16 protein-coding genes are annotated in these 19,438 nt (G+C 67.6%); 13 read left to right on the forward strand and 3 right to left on the reverse strand.

Going from position 1 to position 19,438, the window contains the following annotated elements; all coding sequences use genetic code 11:
* Positions 1-7: 7 nt before the first annotated feature.
* Positions 8-688, forward strand: coding sequence for a YggN family protein (locus tag MNR01_RS03280; protein WP_241919553.1), 681 nt, complete (start codon positions 8-10; stop codon positions 686-688).
* Between the two features lie 24 nt (positions 689-712).
* Here MNR01_RS03280 and MNR01_RS03285 read toward each other — a convergent pair whose 3' ends face one another.
* Positions 713-2,131, reverse strand: a complete 1,419-nt coding sequence (locus tag MNR01_RS03285; protein WP_241919554.1) for a class II fumarate hydratase — start codon at positions 2,129-2,131, stop codon at positions 713-715.
* A 141-nt stretch (positions 2,132-2,272) separates the two neighbouring features.
* On the opposite strand from MNR01_RS03285, the gene purB reads away from it, so the two are divergent.
* The 11 genes from purB to pilH all read left to right on the forward strand — a co-directional run bounded on the left by purB (position 2,273) and on the right by pilH (position 15,430).
* A complete protein-coding gene (gene purB, locus MNR01_RS03290; protein WP_241919555.1) occupies positions 2,273-3,643 on the forward strand; it encodes an adenylosuccinate lyase in 1,371 nt (456 codons plus the stop codon).
* A gap of 17 nt (positions 3,644-3,660) precedes the next feature.
* Positions 3,661-4,059 carry a VOC family protein gene (locus tag MNR01_RS03295; protein WP_241919556.1) on the forward strand — a complete coding sequence of 133 codons (399 nt, stop codon included), beginning with the start codon at positions 3,661-3,663 and terminating at the stop codon, positions 4,057-4,059.
* Entirely contained in the window at positions 4,056-5,291 is a 1,236-nt protein-coding gene (locus tag MNR01_RS03300; protein ID WP_241919557.1) for a cupin domain-containing protein, read from the forward strand. Before MNR01_RS03295 ends, MNR01_RS03300 begins: the two co-directional genes overlap by 4 nt.
* On the forward strand, positions 5,288-6,205 hold the full coding sequence (locus tag MNR01_RS03305) for a GNAT family N-acetyltransferase (RefSeq protein WP_241919558.1): 918 nt from the start codon (positions 5,288-5,290) through the stop codon (positions 6,203-6,205). The genes MNR01_RS03300 and MNR01_RS03305 overlap by 4 nt, the downstream gene beginning before the upstream one ends.
* 246 nt (positions 6,206-6,451) lie before the next feature.
* Complete coding sequence (locus tag MNR01_RS03310; RefSeq protein WP_241919559.1) at positions 6,452-9,283, forward strand: 2-oxoglutarate dehydrogenase E1 component; 2,832 nt, start codon at positions 6,452-6,454, stop codon at positions 9,281-9,283.
* A 108-nt stretch (positions 9,284-9,391) separates the two neighbouring features.
* On the forward strand, positions 9,392-10,606 hold the full coding sequence (gene sucB, locus MNR01_RS03315) for a dihydrolipoyllysine-residue succinyltransferase (protein WP_241919560.1): 1,215 nt from the start codon (positions 9,392-9,394) through the stop codon (positions 10,604-10,606).
* A gap of 178 nt (positions 10,607-10,784) precedes the next feature.
* A complete protein-coding gene (gene lpdA / locus MNR01_RS03320) occupies positions 10,785-12,227 on the forward strand; it encodes a dihydrolipoyl dehydrogenase (RefSeq protein WP_241919561.1) in 1,443 nt (480 codons plus the stop codon).
* 93 nt (positions 12,228-12,320) lie between these two features.
* The gene (locus MNR01_RS03325) at positions 12,321-13,178 is read left to right on the forward strand and encodes an SAM-dependent methyltransferase (RefSeq protein WP_241919562.1); all 858 of its coding nucleotides are present in this window, start codon (positions 12,321-12,323) and stop codon (positions 13,176-13,178) included.
* Between the two features lie 49 nt (positions 13,179-13,227).
* Positions 13,228-13,821 (forward strand): TIGR00730 family Rossman fold protein, encoded by a 594-nt coding sequence (locus MNR01_RS03330; RefSeq protein WP_241919563.1) that lies wholly within the window; start codon positions 13,228-13,230, stop codon positions 13,819-13,821.
* Between the two features lie 144 nt (positions 13,822-13,965).
* The gene (locus MNR01_RS03335; protein WP_241919564.1) at positions 13,966-14,961 is read left to right on the forward strand and encodes a YhdH/YhfP family quinone oxidoreductase; all 996 of its coding nucleotides are present in this window, start codon (positions 13,966-13,968) and stop codon (positions 14,959-14,961) included.
* A 103-nt stretch (positions 14,962-15,064) separates the two neighbouring features.
* Positions 15,065-15,430: a twitching motility response regulator PilH gene (gene pilH / locus MNR01_RS03340; RefSeq protein ID WP_241919565.1), complete on the forward strand. Its 366-nt coding sequence runs from the start codon at positions 15,065-15,067 to the stop codon at positions 15,428-15,430.
* A 52-nt stretch (positions 15,431-15,482) separates the two neighbouring features.
* Here pilH and MNR01_RS03345 read toward each other — a convergent pair whose 3' ends face one another.
* Entirely contained in the window at positions 15,483-16,388 is a 906-nt protein-coding gene (locus tag MNR01_RS03345; RefSeq protein ID WP_241919566.1) for a DnaJ C-terminal domain-containing protein, read from the reverse strand.
* A gap of 150 nt (positions 16,389-16,538) precedes the next feature.
* Here MNR01_RS03345 and MNR01_RS03350 point away from each other — a divergent pair, with 150 nt between their 5' ends.
* Complete coding sequence (locus MNR01_RS03350) at positions 16,539-17,027, forward strand: peroxiredoxin (protein WP_241919567.1); 489 nt, start codon at positions 16,539-16,541, stop codon at positions 17,025-17,027.
* A 16-nt stretch (positions 17,028-17,043) separates the two neighbouring features.
* On the opposite strand, the gene pbpC is transcribed toward MNR01_RS03350, so the two are convergent.
* Entirely contained in the window at positions 17,044-19,377 is a 2,334-nt protein-coding gene (gene pbpC, locus MNR01_RS03355) for a penicillin-binding protein 1C (RefSeq protein WP_241920516.1), read from the reverse strand.
* Positions 19,378-19,438: the final 61 nt, after the last annotated feature.

Here is a 19,438-nt window from a genome sequence, read left to right on the forward strand (position 1 = left end):
GCTAGACATGATTGCCTCAAGCCGCACCGTACTGTTCGCCGCCGTGCTCGGCGGCATCTCGCTCCTGGCTGCCTGTGGCGCGAATCCCGCTCCCGGCAGCGCTCCCGGCAGCGCGTCGGGCAGCGCGCCGACGGCCAAGAAGCAGGAAACCACGGTCATCTCGTCCGCCATCCAGGAAGCCATCGGCGAGGCGCAGAAGGAAATCTCGGAAGGCAACATCACCGTCTCGAAAGACGAGCACAACGGTGGCAAGAAGGCCGAGATCACCCCCAAGGGCGACCTGCTGATCGACGGCCGCGCCGTGGCGGTGACGCCGGCGCAGCGTACGTTGTTGCTGGAGTACCGCAGCCACGTCGTCGCCGTCGCCACGGCCGGCATGCATATCGGCATGGAGAGCGCCGACCTGGCCACCCGGGCCGTGGCCGAATCGCTCAAGAGTGTGTTCACCGGCAACACCGAGGACGTCGAAAAGCGCGTCGAGGCGGAAGCCGACAAGGTCCGCACTGCCGCCAAGCAGCTGTGCACGCACCTGCCGGCCATGCTGGACTCGCAGCAGAAGCTGGCCGCCGCGCTGCCGGAGTTCAAGCCGTACGCGACGATGGACGCATCCGACGTCGATGACTGCTGGAAGGAAACCCGCGATCACGACACCGCCAGCACGGCGGCGGCAGAAGCCACGAAACGCTGAGTTGCCCGTGGGCGGGAGTGTTCCCTACCCGCCCCCGCCAGCGCCCTCATGGATCCCGCCGCGCGTCAGCGCCGCGGGATCCAGCAACTTGCGCAGATCCGCCTCCGGCAAACCGCTGACCTCGACCGCGACTTCAAGCACCGGGCGTCCTTCCTTGTAGGCCTGCTTGGCAATCGCCGCGGCCTTCTCGTAGCCGATGATCGGATTGAGCGCCGTCACCAGGATCGGGTTGCGGTCGAGTGCCTCGCGCACCCGCTCGGGCCGCGCCTTGAGCCGGGCGATGGCATCGTCGGCCAGCAGCCGCATGACGTTCGAGAGCAGCTTGATCGAGTCCAGCAGGTCATAGGCGATCAGCGGCAGCATCACGTTGAGCTGGAAATTGCCGCTTTGACCGGCGACCGTGATCGCGGCGTGATGGCCGATCACCTGCGCGCAGACCATGCAGGTCGCCTCGGGGATCACTGGGTTGACCTTGCCCGGCATGATCGAGCTGCCCGGCTGCAGTGCCGGCAATTCGATCTCGCCAAGTCCCGCAAGCGGACCTGAATTCATCCAGCGCAGGTCGTTGGCGATCTTCATCAGCGCCACGGCGAGCGTGCTCAGCTGCCCCGACAGTTCGACCGCGTCGTCCTGCGAGGCGATGCCTTCGAACTTGTCCTGCGCCGATTCGAAACGGGTGCCGGCCAGCGTCGACAGCGCCTTCGCCATCGCTCGTCCGAATCTCGGATCGGCATTGATGCCCGTGCCGATCGCGGTACCGCCGATCGGCAGGCGTCGCACGCGCTTGAGGGCGTCATCGATGCGAGCCTGCGCCGAGGCCAGCTGCGATGCCCATGCGCCGAACTCCTGGGCGAACGTCAGCGGCATCGCATCCATCAGGTGGGTGCGGCCGGTCTTGGTCACCTTGCCCAGCGCTTTTCCGCGCCGCTCGATGGTCCGGCGCAGATGCCTGAGCGCCGGCAGCAGGTGTTCGACCGTGGCCAGTTGCGCCGACACGCGGATCGCGGTGGGGATCACGTCGTTGGAGCTCTGGCCGAGGTTGACGTGGTCGTTGGGATGCACCTTGTGGCGGCTGCCGGCGGTGGCCAGCGTGGCAATGACCTCGTTGGCGTTCATGTTGCTGGAGGTGCCCGAACCGGTCTGGAATACGTCGATCGGGAACTGCGCGTCGTGCTCGCCCTGGGCGACGCGGAGTGCGGCCGCCTGGACTGCCTGGGCGGCGCCCTTGCCCAGCAGGCCGAAGCCGCCGTTGACCTGGGCCGCGGACGCCTTGATCAGCCCCAGGGCGCGAATGAACTCGCGCGGCATCGGCTGGCCGGAAATGGGGAAGTTCTGCACCGCGCGCTGGGTCTGTGCGCCCCACAGCGCCGCGGCAGGCACCTGCAGCTCGCCCATGCTGTCGCGTTCGGTGCGGAAACCGCTGCGTGGCTTGGCCATGGCCATTTCCTCTGGTCAGGGAATGTACCGAGCTTACGCCGGATGCGGGAGGGGCTTCAGCCCCTCCCAGGACTCTTCAGGCCACCAAGCCACAAGGCCAACTGGCTGGGAGTAGTAGAATCGCGGTTTTCTCGCCCCCAGCCCGCCATGTCCGTCGAATCCCAGCTCCTTGCCCTGTCCCCGCTCGATGGCCGCTATGCCGGCAAGGTCGACGCGCTGCGCCCGATCTTCTCCGAGTACGGCCTGATCAAGGCGCGCGTCAAGGTCGAGGTGGAATGGCTGCTGGCTCTGGGCGCCGAACCGGGCATCGCCGAGCTGCCGCCCTTCTCCGATGCTGCCGCCGCGCGCCTGCGTGCCCTCGCCGATAACCTGTCGCCGGCCGATGCGGCCCGGGTCAAGGAGATCGAGCGCACCACCAACCACGACGTCAAGGCCGTGGAGTACCTCATCAAGGAGCGCCTCAAGGACGATGCCGAGCTGGGGCCGGCGCTGGAGTTCGTGCATTTCGCCTGCACCTCCGAGGACATCAACAACCTCAGCTACGCGCTGATGCTCAGCCAGGCGCGCCAGTTCGTGCTGCTGCCCAAGCTCGATGAGCTGATCCAGACCCTGCGCACGATGGCGCACGAGCACGCCGCACTGCCGATGCTCTCGCGCACGCACGGCCAGACCGCCTCGCCGACCACGGTCGGCAAGGAACTGGCCAATGTGGTCGCGCGCCTGCAGCGCCAGGGCGAGACGCTGGCTGCAGCGCGCATGCCCGGCAAGATCAACGGCGCGGTCGGCAACTACAACGCCCACGTCGCCTCCTATCCGGATGTCGACTGGCCCAAGTTCTCCGAGCACTTCGTCCATTCGCTCGGCCTGAACTGGCAGCCCTACACCACCCAGATCGAGCCGCACGACGGCATCGCCGAGGTCTGCGACGCGCAGCGCCGCATCGACACGATCGCCATTGATCTGTGCCGCGACGTGTGGGGCTACATCTCGCTGGGGTACTTCAAGCAGGCCGTGAAGGCCGGCGAAGTCGGCAGCTCGACGATGCCGCACAAGGTCAACCCGATCGACTTCGAGAACGCCGAGGGCAACTTCGGCATCGCCAATGCGCTGTTCGAACACTTCGCCGCCAAGCTGCCGATCAGCCGCTGGCAGCGCGACCTGACCGACTCGACCGTGCTGCGCGCGCTGGGTACCGCCTTCGGCCACGCCCTGATCGGTTTCGATGCACTGCAACGTGGCCTGGGCAAGCTCAGCGTCAATCCCGAGCGCCTGGCCGCCGACCTGGACGCGTCGTGGGAAGTGCTCGCCGAAGCCGTGCAGACAGTGATGCGCCGCCATGGCCTGCCCAATCCGTACGAACAGCTCAAGGCGCTGACCCGCGGCCAGGGCATCAACGAGGCGTCGATGCGCGAATTCATCTCGTCGCTGGAACTGCCGGCGGCGGACAAGCAGCGTTTGCTTGAGATGACCCCGGGCAGCTACACCGGCCTGGCCGAGAAGCTGGCGCGCGAGATCTGATCCTATCGAACACGGCGATGAAGCTGCTGCTCAACATCGACGTCGCTGACCTGCCCTCGGCCGAGACGTTCTACATCGCCGCATTCGACCTGCGGCCAGCGCGCCGCTTCGGTGATGCCGTAGTCGAGATGCTCGGCGCCGAGGTTCCGATCTACCTGTTGCACAAGGCCGACGGCAGCACCGGTGCCGGCGGCAGCCCTCGCACTTACGACCGACACTGGACGCCCCTGCACTGCGATGTGGTGGTTGACGACCTGGACGCCGCACTGGCCCAGGCCGTCGCCGCCGGCGCGCGGCAGGAAGGCGCCATCCGCGAGGCCGACTGGGGCCGCATCGTCACCGTCGCAGACCCGTTCGGGCATGGCTGGTGCCTGTTGCAGTTCCGCGGCCGCGGCTATGACGAGATCACGACATGAGCAAGAAGACCCTGGCGGACAAGAAGTCCGCTGCGAAGGACGTTCCGATCGAAATCGATGCCAGCGCGCTGCCGCCGCTGGGCATGGCGCCGGAGCGTTTCCTGCGCGACTACTGGCAGAAGAAGCCGCTGCTGATCCGCAACGCCTTCCCCGGCTTCGAATCGCCGCTGCAGCCCGAGGACCTGGCCGGCCTGGCCTGCGAGGAAGCCGCGCTGTCGCGGATCGTGATGCACGACCGCGGCAACGACCGCTGGACGCTGCGCCACGGCCCGTTCGACGAAGCCGAATTCCCCGACATGCCGCACCAGGACTGGACCCTGCTGGTGCAGGACATGGACAAGTGGGACAGCGACATCGCCGCGCTGTTGCCGGCGTTCTCGTTCCTGCCGCGCTGGCGCATCGACGACATCATGGTGTCGTTCGCCGCACCCGGCGGCTCGGTCGGCGCGCACGTCGACCAGTACGACGTGTTCCTGCTGCAGGCGCAGGGCCACCGGCGCTGGCAGATCGACGCCACCGACAATCCACCGCTGGACTTCCGCAACGACGTCGAGCTCAAGCTGCTGCGCGCGTTCACGGCGAGCCACGAATGGGTGCTGGGCCCGGGCGACATGCTCTACCTGCCGCCAGGCGTGCCGCACAACGGCGTGGCGGAAGATGCCTGCCTGACCTTCTCGGTCGGCATGCGCGCACCGTCGGCCGCGGAACTGCTGGGCGACTTCGTCGACACCCTCGCCGCGGACGCCGACGAGTCGCTGCGCTACGCCGATCCGGACCTGGCTCCGCCGGCAGACCCGGCCGAGATCGACGTGCTGGCGATGAATCGCGCCGTCGAAGCGCTGAACCTGCTGCGCATGAACGACCCCGACCGCCTCGGCGACTGGTTCGGCCGCTTCATGACCGTCTACCGTGCCGCCGGCGAGGTCCAGCCCGGCGCCGATACGCGCTCGCGCATCGAGATCGAGTGGGACCTGCAGCACGAGGCCGCCCTGCACCGCCATCCGTGGTCGCGCATGGCCTGGCGCCGGGCCCACGTCAAGGGCGAACCTTCGCGGCTGTTCGTCAGTGGCCAGTCCTACGACCTGCCTGCCGACGACGCTTCGACCATCGCCAACGCCGCAGTGCTCGACGGGGAATGCTACGCCGGCCTGTCCGAGGCGGGGCGCGACTGCGTGTACGGCCTGTTCCAGGCCGGCCACTACCAGCTGGTGCTGGCGGACGAAGAAGAATGAACGACTTGAGCCAGGCGGGCCGCACGTTCCGGGTCGATGCCATCGCCTTCCACGACGGCGTCGCCGAGCTGCGCGTCGTGCGCGACGCGGTGTTCGTGCACGAGCAGGGCGTACCGGTCGAGATCGAACGCGACGCGCTCGACCCGCTGTGCGTCCACGTCATCGCCCGCGATGACCAGGGCCAGCCGATCGGCACCGGTCGCCTCACCCCCGACCACCGCATTGGCCGCATGGCGGTGCTGCCCTCCTGGCGCGGCCAGGGTGTCGGCGAGGCTCTCCTCCAGGCCCTGCTCGCACAGGCCCGGCAGCTGGGCTGGCCGCAGGTGAGCCTGCACGCGCAGGTACCGGCCATCGTGTTCTATGCCCGCCAGGGTTTCCTGCCCTGTGGCGAGCGCTTCGTCGAGGCCGGCCTCGATCACCAGTCGATGCACCTGGCCCTGGGCGCGGTCAACGCCGTGGAGCGCCGGGATGCCGCCATCGCCGCCGCGCTGGGCGTGATCGCCAATGCCCGCCGCCGTCTCCACGTCTATAGCCGCGAACTCGACCCTGGCGTTTTCGACCAGCCCGAAGTGCTGGCGCAGTTGCGCCGTTTCGCCGTCGGCGGCGGCGAGGTCCGCGTCCTGCTGCAGGATCCGGCGGCGCCGCAGCGCGCCATCGCCCCTCTGCTCGGGCTGTCGCAGCGACTGACCAGCGCCTTCGCGATGCGGGCGATCGAGGAGCCGGTGGACCGCGATTACCCAAGCGCCTACGTCGTCAACGATGCCGGCGGCTGGTACTTCCGCCCGCTCGGCCACCGCTTCGATGGCGAGACCCGCCTCGACGACCCGGCCCGCGGCCGCCAGCTGCGCGCCCACTTCGAACCCGTCTGGGAACGAGCCCGGCCTTGCAGCGAGTACCGCGCGCTGGGCCTGTGAGCGAAGGTTGCAGGCGAGCTGGCTCGCTCCGACGCTGCAAAGGCGACTGTTTCGCCCTTGAAGCTGCCCCGGGCGACCCAACGCTATCTGACCAGGGCTTGGCTGTAGCGGCTGATTCGACATAAGTGTTAGCCGTTTACCGCCGGCCAAGGGCTATAATTCCGAATCTTGGCGCCTGAATAGCCGCGCAAGCGTGCAATCCAGGCCCCCTCCGCCTTCTCCCACTCGAGTTTCCCGATCACCATCGTGGACAGTCTCCTGAAGCAGTTCTCCCAGTCCTCCCAGCTCGGCGCCAATGCCGCTTTCGTCGAGGACCTGTACGAGCAGTACCTGGTTTCCCCCGACAGTGTCGATCCCAAGTGGAAGGCCTACTTCGACGGCTTCAAGGGTCGCGAAGCCGGTGATGTGCCGCATTCGGCCGTCATCGACTCCATCGCCCAGGCCGGTCGCATGGCCACCCGCGGTGTGGTTTCCGTGGCCGCCGGTGCGGGCGACGAGCGCGAGCGCGAAGTCGGCCGCCTGATCACGGCGTACCGGTCGCGTGGCCACCTGGGTGCAGACATCGATCCGCTGGGCCTGCTGCCCAAGCCCGAAGCGCCGGACCTGGAGTTGGGTTTCCATCACCTGACCGCCAACGACGTCAAGGCCGAGTTCAGCACCGGCGGCGTCGGTGGCCACGAGCGCATGAAGCTGGGCGACCTGCTTGCGCTGCTCAAGGCCACCTACACCGGCCCGATCGGCGCCGAGTTCATGCATATCTCCGACGCCGAACAGCGGCGCTGGATCTATGAGCGCCTGGAAAAGGCCGGCGGCAAGTTCGGCCGCACCGTCGAAGACAAGAAGCGCATCCTCGAGCGGCTCACCGCCGCCGATGGCCTGGAACGCTACCTGGGCACCAAGTACGTCGGCCAGAAGCGCTTCTCGCTGGAAGGCGGCGACGCCCTGATCCCGTTGATGGACTCCACCGTGCGCCGCGCCGGCGAACAGGGTGCCAAGGACGTGGTCATCGGCATGGCCCACCGCGGCCGCCTCAACGTGCTGATCAACACCCTGGGCAAGCCGCCGCGTCACCTGTTCGACGAGTTCGAAGGCAAGTTCGAACACGTCCACAGCGACCTGGCGCACCAGGGCGACGTGAAGTACCACATGGGTTTCTCGGCCGACGTCGCCACCCCTGGCGGCCCGGTGCACCTGGCGCTGGCGTTCAACCCGTCGCACCTGGAAATCGTCGACCCGGTCGTGGTCGGCAGCGTGCGTTCGCGACAGTCCCGCCGCGGCGACAAGGGCCACCACCAGGTGCTTCCGATCCTGATCCACGGCGACGCCGCGTTCGCCGGCCAGGGCGTGGTGATGGAACTGTTCCAGATGTCGCAGGCACGCGGTTTCCGCGTCGGCGGCACGGTCCACATCGTCATCAACAACCAGGTCGGCTTCACCACCAGTGCCGTCCAGGACGCGCGCTCGACGCTGTACTGCACCGACGTGGCCAAGATGGTCGACGCGCCGGTGCTGCACGTGAACGGTGACGATCCGGAAGCGGTGGTGTTCTGCGCCGAGCTGGCGCTGGACTTCCGCAACAGGTTCGGCAAGGACGTGGTCATCGACCTGGTCTGCTACCGCCGCCACGGCCACAACGAGGCCGACGAGCCGGCGGCGACGCAGCCGGTGATGTACCAGGTCATCCGCAAGCACAAGACCCCGCGCGAGCTGTATGCGAACAGGCTGGTCGCCGAAGGCACGCTCAGCGCCGACGAGGCTCAGGCGCTGGTCGACGGCTACCGCCAGAAGCTCGACGACGGCGCGGTCACCACCGAAGTGGTCGAGGTCAAGCCGGACGAGTTCACGATCGACTGGTCGAAGTACCTGTCGGGCAAGCTCACCGACAAGGTCGACACCACCTTCGACCGCAAGAAGCTCGACAAGCTCGCCGTCACCATCAACGACGTGCCGGCCGACCTCAAGCTGCATCCGCGCGTGGCCAAGATCTACGAGGACCGCCGCAAGATGTCCGCCGGCGAGCTCGGCGGCGACTGGGGCTTCGCCGAGAACCTGGCCTACGCCACCCTCGTCGACGAAGGCTACAAGCTGCGCCTGGTCGGCCAGGACTGCGGTCGCGGCACGTTCTTCCACCGCCACGCGATCCTGCACGAGCAGACCAACGACGAGTACGTCCTGCCGCTGCGCCGCCTGGTCAAGAACCCGTCGGACGTCACCATCATCGACTCGCTGCTCAGCGAGGAAGCGGTGATGGCGTTCGAGTACGGCTACGCCACCGCCGATCCCATGACGCTGGACATCTGGGAAGCGCAGTTCGGCGACTTCGCCAACGGCGCGCAGGTCGTGATCGACCAGTTCCTGTCCTCGGGCGAGGCCAAGTGGGGGCGTCTCTGCGGCCTGGCGCTGTTCCTGCCGCACGGCTACGAAGGCCAGGGCCCGGAGCACAGCTCCGCACGCCTGGAGCGCTTCCTGCAGCTGTGCGCGCTGGAGAACATGATCGTCTGCACGCCGACCACGCCGGCACAGGCCTACCACATGATCCGCCGGCAGATGCGCATGACCACGCGCAAGCCGCTGGTGGTGATGACGCCCAAGTCGCTGCTGCGCCACAAGCTGGCGGTGTCGACGATGGACGAGCTGGCCAAGGGCGAGTTCCAGCAGCTGATCCCGGATGCATCGGCCGACGCCAAGAAGGTCAAGCGCGTCGTAGTCTGCGGCGGCAAGGTCTACTACGACCTGCTCGAGGAACAGCAGAAGCAGGGCCTGGGCGACGTGGCCATCGTCCGCATCGAACAGCTGTATCCGTTCCCGCGTCCGCAGCTGGTGGCCGAGCTCAAGCGCTTCGCCAAGGCCACCGACGTCGTCTGGTGCCAGGAAGAGCCGCAGAACCAGGGCGCGTGGTACCAGATCCGCCATCACCTGGCAGCCTGCCTGCAGTCCGGGCAGACGCTGCACTACGCAGGTCGCGCACGTTCGCCGTCGCCGGCTGCCGGTCACCTCGCCGACCACGTCGCCGAGCAGACCGCGCTGGTCGCCGACGCGCTGCGCAACCCGCTGCGCGGTGAAGTCACCGCCGAGTGATCGGCGTGGTCGTCACCTGACAATCGTTACCGTGTCGCCCCGGGCGGTACCAGCCGCCCGGGAACATAGATTCCTCATTACGTTCGGAATGACATTAGGACGCACCCCATGAGCACCGAGATCAAAGTTCCCGTTCTGCCCGAATCCGTCTCCGACGCAACCATCGCGACCTGGCACAAGAAGGTTGGCGACGCGGTCAAGCGCGACGAGAACCTGGTGGACCTGGAGACCGACAAGGTCGTCCTGGAAGTTCCCTCGCCCGTCGACGGCGTGCTCAAGGAGATCAAGTTTCCGGAAGGCACGACGGTCAACAGCGAACAGCTGATCGCCATCGTCGAAGCCGGCGCCGTCGCCGCTGCCGCCGCGCCGGCCGCAGCCGAGAAGATCGATGCCAAGAACATCGCCGCGACCACCGCCGAAGCCCAGCCGGTGCAGCCCAAGGCCGAGGCCGCCAAGCCTGCCGCCGCCGGCACCGAGCAGCTGCCGCCGGGTGCGCGCTTCACCGCCGTCACCCAGGGCATCGATCCGGCACAGGTCGAAGGCACCGGCCGCCGCGGTGCGGTGACCAAGGAAGACCTGGTCAACTACGCCTCGGGCAAGGGCGTCGGCGCCGCCGGCGGCGCACGTCCGGAAGAGCGCGTGCCGATGACCCGCATCCGCGCCCGCATCGCCGAGCGCCTGATGCAGTCGAAGAACTCGATCGCCATGCTGACCTCGTTCAACGAGGTCAACCTGGGCAAGGTCATGGCGATGCGCAAGGAGCTGGGCGAGCAGTTCGAGAAGGCCAACGGCATCAAGCTGGGCTTCATGAGCTTCTTCGCCAAGGCCGCCGCCAACGCACTGCAGAAGTACCCGGTGGTCAACGCCTCGGTCGACGGCAACGACGTGATCTACCACGGCTACGCCGACATCTCGATCGCGGTGTCGACCGACAAGGGACTGGTCACGCCGGTGCTGCGCAATGTCGAGCGCATGGGCTTTGCCGACATCGAAAAGGGCATCGCCGACTACGCCAAGAAGGCGCGCGACGGCAAGCTCGGCCTGGACGACCTGCAGGGCGGCACCTTCACCATCACCAACGGCGGCACCTTCGGCTCGCTGATGTCGACGCCGATCGTCAACCCGCCGCAGTCGGCGATCCTGGGCATGCACGCCATCAAGGAGCGCGCGATCGTCGAGAACGGCCAGGTCATCGCCGCGCCGATGATGTACATCGCGCTGTCGTACGACCACCGCATCATCGACGGCAAGGAAGCGGTGCTGTTCCTGGTCGACATCAAGAACCAGCTCGAGAATCCGCACCGGATGCTGCTGGGCATGTGATCTGCTCCTTCCCCTTCAAGGGGAAGGCCGGGATGGGGATGGGTTGCAAGCGCCGTGCTGCATGCGCGCCCGCGACCCGGAACCCATCCCCACCCTGCCCTCCCCTTGAAGGGGAGGGAAACAATCGGCGCTTCACCCTCTGCCTGGGCGTGCGGCGCAATCAGCAAGGATCAAAGACGTGAGCGAACAGCAGACTTTCGACGTAGTCGTCATCGGCGCCGGCCCGGCCGGTTACCACGCCGCCATCCGCGCCGCCCAGCTCGGCCTGAAGACCGCATGCATCGACGCTGCGCTCGGCAAGGACGGCAAGCCCGCCCTCGGCGGCACCTGCCTGCGCGTGGGCTGCATTCCGTCCAAGGCGCTGCTCGACAGCTCGCGCCAGTTCTACAACCTGCAGCACCTGTTCGGTGAGCACGGCATCACCACCAAGGACGCCAGGATCGACGTCGGCACCATGATCGCCCGCAAGGACAAGATCGTGAAGCAGTTCACCGGCGGCATCACGATGCTGTTCAAGGCCAACAAGATCACGCCGTTCTACGGCTTCGGCCAGCTGCAGCCGGGCAACGTGGTCAAGGTCAAGCAGCACGACGGTTCCGAGGTCGAGCTCGAGGCCACCAATGTCATCCTCGCCGCCGGTTCGGATTCGATCGAGCTGCCGTTCGCCAAGTTCGACAACGACACCATCGTCGACAACGTCGGCGCGCTCGACTTCACCGCCGTGCCCAAGCGCCTTGGCGTGATCGGCGCCGGCGTGATCGGCCTGGAGCTGGGCAGCGTGTGGAAGCGCCTGGGCGCCGAGGTCACCATCCTCGAAGCCCTGCCCGACTTCCTTGCCGCCGCCGATGCCGAGGTCGCCAAGACCGCCGCGCGCGAGTTCAAGAAGCAGGGCCTGGACATCAAGCTCGGCGCGAAGGTCAGCAAGGCCGAAATCAAGACCAAGGGCAAGGCCAAGGAAGTCGAAGTCACCTACACCGATGGCGAAGGCGAGAAGACCATCGTCGTCGACAAGCTGCTGGTCTCGGTCGGCCGTCGCGCCGCCAGCAAGGGCCTGTTGGCCGACGGCACCGGCGTCAAGCTCGATGCGCGCGGCATGATCGAAGTCGACGAGCACTGCCACACCGGCGTCAATGGCGTCTGGGCGGTCGGCGACTGCGTGCGCGGCCCGATGCTGGCGCACAAGGGCTTCGAAGAAGGCATCGCCGTTGCCGAACTGATCGCCGGCCTTCCGGGCCACGTCAACCTCGACACGATTCCGTGGGTGATCTACACCGAGCCGGAGATCGCCTGGGTCGGCAAGACCGAGCAGCAGCTCAAGGCCGAAGGTATTCCCTACAAGACCGGCAGCTTCCCGTTCGCCGCCATCGGCCGTGCCGTGGCGATGGGCGAGCCGGCGGGCTTCGTCAAGGTCATCGCGCATGCCGAGACCGACCTGGTCCTGGGCCTGCACCTGGTCGGTGTCGGCGTCTCCGAACTCGTGCACGAAGGCGTGCTGACGATGGAGTTCAAGGGTTCGGCCGACGACCTGGCGCGCATCTGCCACGCCCACCCGACGCTGTCGGAGGCGATCCACGATGCCGCCATGGCGGTCGACAAGCGCTCGATCCACAAGGCGAACTGATCGGCCCGCCGATGTCGTCGCAATGATCAAGCCGAAAGGCCGCCATCACGCAGGTGTTGGCGGCCTTTTGCTTTTCCGGACAGGACATCGGCCATGACCGACGCAAATCCCATCCGCAATGTCTCCGACACCGCCGCCTGGGTGGCGGTCTACCGGGCGATGGAGACCGACCGCCCGGACGCGATCTTCCGCGACCCGTATGCGCGCCGCCTCGCCGGCGAGCGCGGCCAGGCCATCGTCGACGCAATGCCACAGGGCACGTCGATGAGCTGGCCGATGGTGGTGCGCACGGCGGTCATGGACGAGATCATCCTGCGCTGTGTGCAGCAGGGTGCGACCACGGTGCTCAACCTCGCCGCCGGCCTGGACGCACGCGCGTACCGACTGCCGCTGCCGCCGACGCTTCGCTGGCTGCACGTCGACCTGCCGGACATGGTCGACTACTTCCGCCGGCACATGGCGAGCGAGACCCCGCGCTGCGACGTCGAGTTCATCCCGGCCGACCTGCGTGAACGTGCGGTGCGACAGCAAGTCCTTGCGCACGCAGCTGGCCAGGGCCCGATGCTGGTGATCACCGAGGGCCTGCTGGTCTACCTCGAAGCCGAACAGGTGGCGCATCTTGCCGCCGACCTGCACGACATCGCGCAGGCGCAATGGTGGCTCAGCGACCTGGCGTCGCCGCGACTGCTCAAGTTCCTCGAGAAGCGCTGGTCGCCGACGTTGCGCGACGGCAACGCGCCATTCCGTTTCGGCCCTGCCGAAGGCACCGCATTCTTCGCACCTTTCGGCTGGGACGAAGCCGAGTTCCGCTCCAGCTGGACCGAGTCGCTGCGCCTCAACCGCACCGCGCCACACGCCTGGCTGTGGAAGCTATTGCGCCTGCTGCAACCCAGGCGCTTGCGCGAGGAGATGCTGCGCATGTCCGGTATCGTCCTGCTGCGCGCGCGATGAGCGCGCGTGTTCCCCACCTGATCAATACACGTCATCCGGATCCATCGAAATGAAGAATGTCTGTGTTTACTGCGGCTCCAACGCCGGCGCCAAGCCCATCTACACCGAGCGCGCGATCGCCCTGGGCACCGAGCTGGCCAAGCGCGGGCTGGGGCTGGTCTATGGCGGCGGCAATGTCGGCCTGATGGGCGTGGTCGCAGACTCCGTGCTGGCCGCGGGGGGCGAAGTCATCGGGGTAATTCCCGAGCAGCTGGTCAACTGGGAAGTCGCGCACAAGGGCGTGACCAGGCTCGAGGTGGTCGGTTCGATGCACGAGCGCAAGGCGCGCATGTTCGACTTGTCGGATGGCTTCATTGCGATGCCCGGCGGCTTCGGCACGCTCGACGAGATGTTCGAGATGCTGACCTGGCGCCAGCTGGGGATCGGCGACAAGCCCTGCACCTTCCTCGACGTGGACGGCTTCTACGAGCCACTGATCGCGATGCTGGACCGCATGGTCACCGAGCGCTTCCTGCATCCGGACCAGCGCGATGATCTGTGGCACGGCGACGACATCGGCGCAATGCTGACGTGGATGGAGGCGTACCAGCCTGCGGCTGCGTCGAAGTGGATGGATGAGAAGCGGCGCAAGGCATTGCGGTAGTGTCACGTCAACCCAAGCGCGTCGTCATCCCGGCGCACGCCGCGATCCCGCCGCCAAACCACACAGGCGCGATCTCCATCCGGATATCCTCTGACGCAAGATCAACTTGGATCCCGGCGTTCGCCGGGATGACGGGAACCTGACATGTCGACCCCCACTTCCTTCAACGCCTTCCGCATCCACAACGACGACGCCGGTTACCGCAGCGGTATCGAGCAGGTATCGATCGACGATCTTGCGCCAGGCGAAGTGGTCATCAAGACCGCCTACTCCTCGGTCAACTTCAAGGACGCACTCGCCGGCACCGGCCAGGGCAAGATCCTGCGCCGCTTTCCGCTGGTGGGTGGTATCGATGTCGCCGGCCATGTCGTGGCGTCGAGCGATCCTGCGTTTTGCGAAGGCGATGAAGTCGTGGTCACCGGCTGCGGCCTCAGCGAGACGCGCGACGGCGGTTATTCCGAATACGCACGCCTGGAATCGAAGTGGGTGATCGCGCTGCCGAAGGGCCTGAGCCTGCGCGAAAGCATGATCCTCGGCACCGCCGGATTCACCGCTGCGCTGGCACTGCTGCGCATGACCGAGAACCGGCAGTCGCCCGAACTCGGCCCGCTCGCCGTCACCGGCGCAAGTGGCGGCGTCGGCTCGCTGGCGCTGGACATCTTCAGCCGCGCCGGATTCGAAGTGCATGCGGTCAGCGGCAAGGCCGGGCACGCCGATTACCTCAAGGCCATCGGCGCCAGCGAAGTGCTCGGTCGCGACGCCCTGGCCACGACGCGACCGATGGAGACGGCACGCTTCGGTGGCGGACTCGACAACGTCGGCGGACCGATGCTGACCAGCCTGCTCGCGCAGACTGCGCCGTATGGCAACGTGGCCAGCGCCGGACTCGCCGCCTCGGCCGACCTCGACGCAACCGTGATGCCGTTCATCATTCGCGGCGTGTCCCTGCTGGGTGTCGCCTCCGCCGGCACCGCGCGCGACATCCGCGAGGCCGTCTGGCAACACCTGGCGAGCGACTGGAAGCCGCGCCACCTAGATCGCATCTGCATGCGTGAAGTGCGCCTGGAACAGCTGCCGGAGGTGTTCTCGACGATGCTGGCGGGTGGTTCGCTGGGGCGGACGCTGGTGGCGGTGGCCTGACCGGAACCCGGTCGCAGGCATCCCATTCCAGTTCGAGCTTCACCCCGCTATTGCGGGGACATCGCCGACCGCTACAATCGCGTCAAGTTCAGGGGGAAACACAATGGCGCGCATTCTGATCGTCGACGACTCGCCGTCGCAGCTGATGGGCATCCGTCGCATCGTCGAGAAGCTTGGCCACGAGGCATTGACGGCCGAGGACGGCGCCGCGGGCGTGGAAGCGGCGAAGCGCGAGCTGCCGGACATGGTGCTGATGGACGTCGTCATGCCCAATCTCAATGGCTTCCAGGCCACGCGTTCGATCTGCCGCGATCCGAGCACGAAGCACATCCCGGTCGTGCTGGTCACCACCAAGGACCAGGACACCGACCGCGTCTGGGGCATGCGCCAGGGCGCCAAGGCCTACATCACCAAGCCCTTCAGCGAGAGCGACCTGGCCGACATCATCGCCCAGATGATTCCGGCCTGACGGCTCGCCCCGGCCTGCCTGGCGACCCGGCCCTGCCAGGTCGCCGGCACCCTCAGGCGCGACGCCAGTCGTCGCCGAACGCTTCGCGCATCGTTTCGTACGCTTCCCGCTGTGCGTCGGTATGCGCGCGCGGCGCGAGCACTTCCAGCTCGACCAGCTGGTCGCCCGACGCCACCTTGCCTGAGGCATCGCCCGGCAATCCGCGCCCGCGCAGGCGCAACTTGCGCCCGGATTCGGAGTTGGCGGGTATCTTCAACTCGACCGCGCCGCCCAGCGTCGGCACGCTGATCGACGCTCCCAGCGCGGCTTCCCACGGCGCCAGCGGCAGCACGTAGATCACGTTGCGACCGTCGACTTCGAACTGCGGATGGGCGGCGTATTCGATCTCCAGCAACAGGTCGCCCTGCGTGCCCTGCCCGCCCAGGCGGATCACCTGGCCCGGACGGATGCCCTTGGGAATGCGCACGTCGAGCGTGCGGTCGTTGACCGAGATGCGCACGCTGCCGCCGTCATGGACGGTTTCCAGCGACACGGCGAGCTTTGCCCGGGTATCGCCGCGCGCCTGCGGGCCGCGCTGGCCGAAACCGCCGGCGCGGCCGCGTCCGAACATGCTCTCGAAGAAGTCGCTGAAGCCGCCGCCGGCGCCACCGCCGGCGAAGATCTCGTCGAAGTCGACACCGCCGCCGTAACCGCCTCCGCCGAATCCGCCCGGGGGCGGCTGCACTTCGTCGCCGGGGCGATAGCCGCGCGTGCGCAGCTGGTCGTAGGCCGCACGCTTCTGCGGGTCGCGCAATGCTTCGTAGGCTTCGTTGATCGCCTTGAACTTTTCCTCGGCACCGGCTTCCTTGCTGACGTCCGGGTGGTACTTGCGCGCAAGCCGGCGATAGGCCGTCTTGATCTCGGCTTCACCGGCGCTGGGCTCGACACCCAGGGTTTCGTAATAGTCCTTGAACTGCATGGTCTGGCTCCATCAATGCATTGGCCATGGCCTCTGGCCCGGCGCGGCGGGCGTGGGCAGACAATGGCAGCCGCGCAGTCTATTTCAAGTGACTTTGACGCGGCATTCCTGGCGCTGCCAGTATGGTGCCCATTCTCACCGGAGTCCCCCATGACCATCCAGATCGGCGATCACATCCCCGAGGTGACCCTGCAGCGCATTCGTGAAGGCGTCGAGACCCTCGACACCAATGCCCTGTTCGACGGTCGCAACATCGTCCTGTTCGCGGTGCCCGGTGCCTTCACGCCGACCTGCTCGGAAAAGCACCTGCCCGGCTTCGTGCAGAACTTCGACGAGTTCCGCAGCCAGGGCATCGAAGTGGCGTGCATGTCGGTCAACGACCCGTTCGTGATGCAGGCCTGGGGCCAGAGCCAGCACGTGCCCGAGGGCCTGATGATGCTGGCCGACGGCAACGGCGACTTCGCCCGCGCACTCGGCCTGGAACTGGACGCGAGTGCCTACGGCATGGGCCGCCGCGCCCGCCGCTTCTCGCTCTACGCCGAGGACGGCGTGGTGAAGCTGCTCAATGTCGAAGCGCCAGGTGAATTCCGCGTGTCATCGGCCGAGCACATGCTGGCCCAGCTCAAGCAGGACGTCTGAGCGTTCGCTGCGCACGTCAGCGCAGCACGCTGAACTGGATTCGCGACCACGCACCGCTGTCGGCCAATGCCGTCAGCGTGTGCGACCCAGGTTCGCCGAAGTCGTGCACGAAGGAACCCGCACCGCTCGACTCACCGATCAGGCGGCCGTCGAGCAACCAGCGGATGGGCGCGTCGCTGCCCAGTGCGCGCAGCGACAGTCGCACCGGATGTTCGCTGCCGGGTGCGCGCGCCAGCGTCGCCCGGTCGGCCAGCCCATCGATTCGCAGCTCCTCCACCGCGTCACGGCCGTCGGCGACGCAGTCGGCTGCCAGCGGCGGCAACCGCGACGCCTGGCGCGTTTGCACCGGCAGCCATGGCGAGGCCAGCACCGGCCAGCGCGCCAGCTGACGTGGCGACCGCACATGCGACGCGGCGCATTCGCCCGACAGGCGCAGGCCACTGCGCGCATCCACGTCGAAACGCTCGACGCCTGTGTTCCACAACCGGGCATCGCGCTCCGCCATGGTCGGCGGCAAAGACCCCTGCAACGCCCATGCCTGCAGGCGGCGCTGGCACAGCTGCGGGGCCTGCGGGTCGGGTGGCAGGCCCAGGGGCCAGCACACTTCCACGTTGTCGACGGTGGACGGCGGCGCCTGTGGCGATGAATCGCCACGTTGGCGCGGCAGCGTGTCGATCACTTCGAACAACAACGGCAACGCCGTCACCGCGCCGTACTGCCCGGGCAAGGGCGTTCCATCCGGTCGCCCCACCCACACGCCGACCGTGAAGCGGCGTGTGCTGCCGAGCGCCCAGGCGTCGCGGAAGCCGTAGCTCGTGCCGGTCTTCCAGGCGACGCGCGGCCGATCGCTCGGGTCGAACGTATCGGCAGCACTGCCCGGACGCGGATTGGCCTGGAGAATTTCACGCACGATCCAGGCTGCACCCGGCGACATCAGGCGCCGATCCAGGCGCGGGGCGTCGGTGGTGTAGCGCACCTTGCCGGCGACTCCGTCGCGGTTGAGCGCGGCGTAGGCGCCGACCAGGTCCTCGAGCCTTGCCCCGGTGCCGCCGAGAATCATCGCCAGGTTGGGCGAGGCGCCACGCGGCCACTGCAGGCGGATGCCCGCATGTGCCAGGCGCGCGGAAAAGCGGGACGGGCCGATCCGGTCGAGCAGGTCCACGGCAGGCACGTTCAGCGACAGGCGCAGCGCCTGCGCGGCGCTGACCGGGCCGTTGAACGCGGCATCGAAATTGCCGGGCCGGTATCCGCCGAACGACTGCGGCGCATCGACCAGCAGGCTTTCGGAATGGATCAGGCCGTCATCGAGGGCCAGCCCGTACAGGAACGGCTTGAGCGTCGATCCCGGCGAACGCCAGGCCTTGACCATGTCGACGTGGCCGAGGCGGTTGGCGTCGGCAAATGCGGCGGAACCGACGTAGGCGCGCGCTTCGAGCGTGGCGTTGTCGACCACCAGCAGGGCCGCCGACGTGCGCGCCGGCAAATCGGAGAAGTAGCTGGCGACGCGATCTTCCAATGTGCGCTGCAGGTCCGGATCGAGCGTCGAGACCAGCCGTGACGCTTGCGGGCGTTCAAAGCGAAGCCGCTGTGCGAGCAGCGGTGCGAGCAGCGGCGGCTGCAGCGATCGCGCCACCACCGGTTCGATGCGCGCGTCGGCCACCTGCTCGCGCGACCACACACCCAGCGCCTGCATGCGCGCGAGCACCTTGTCGCGGGCGACGCGTGCGCGTTCGGGCTCCCGGTCCGGTCGCAGGCGGCTGGGCGCTTGTGGCAGTACCGTCAACAGCGCGGCTTCCGCGTGCGACAGGCGCGACGCCGGTTTGCCCAGGTAGGCCCAGCTGGCCGCCTCGACGCCTTCGACGGTACCGCCGAACGGCGCGCGTTGCAGGTACAGCGCGAGGATCTCGTGCTTGGACAGGTGCACTTCCAGCTGCACTGCGCGCAGCAGCTGGCGCAGTTTGGCCCACGGTGTGCGCGTGCCGGTGCGGATTGCCGGGTCGAGGATGCGTGCGACCTGCATGGTCAGCGTGGACCCGCCCGAGACCACCCGCCCGCTGCGCAGCCATTGCCCGCCCGCGCGCAGCATCGCCACCGGGTTGATGCCGGGGTGTTTCCAGAACCAGCGGTCTTCGTAGTTCAGCAGCGATTGCAGGTACAGCGGCGAAACCTGTTCCGCGCTGACCGGATAGCGCCAGATGCCATGGCGATCGGCGAATGCGCGCAACGGCGTTCCGTCGGCGGCGACCACGACAGCGCCATCGTCGTTGCGGTCGGGCAAGGGCAATGGGAATGCGAGGTCGAGCAGCACGGCGGCTACGAAAGCCGACAAAGCCACGAGCAACGCCTTCAGCGCGAGACGACGCTTCGACCGTCCCGAGGTCCGGCCGTCGTCCCGGCTGACGCCGGGATCC

The sequence above is a fragment of the Lysobacter sp. S4-A87 genome, assembly GCF_022637455.1.
Lineage (GTDB): Bacteria > Pseudomonadota > Gammaproteobacteria > Xanthomonadales > Xanthomonadaceae > Lysobacter_J.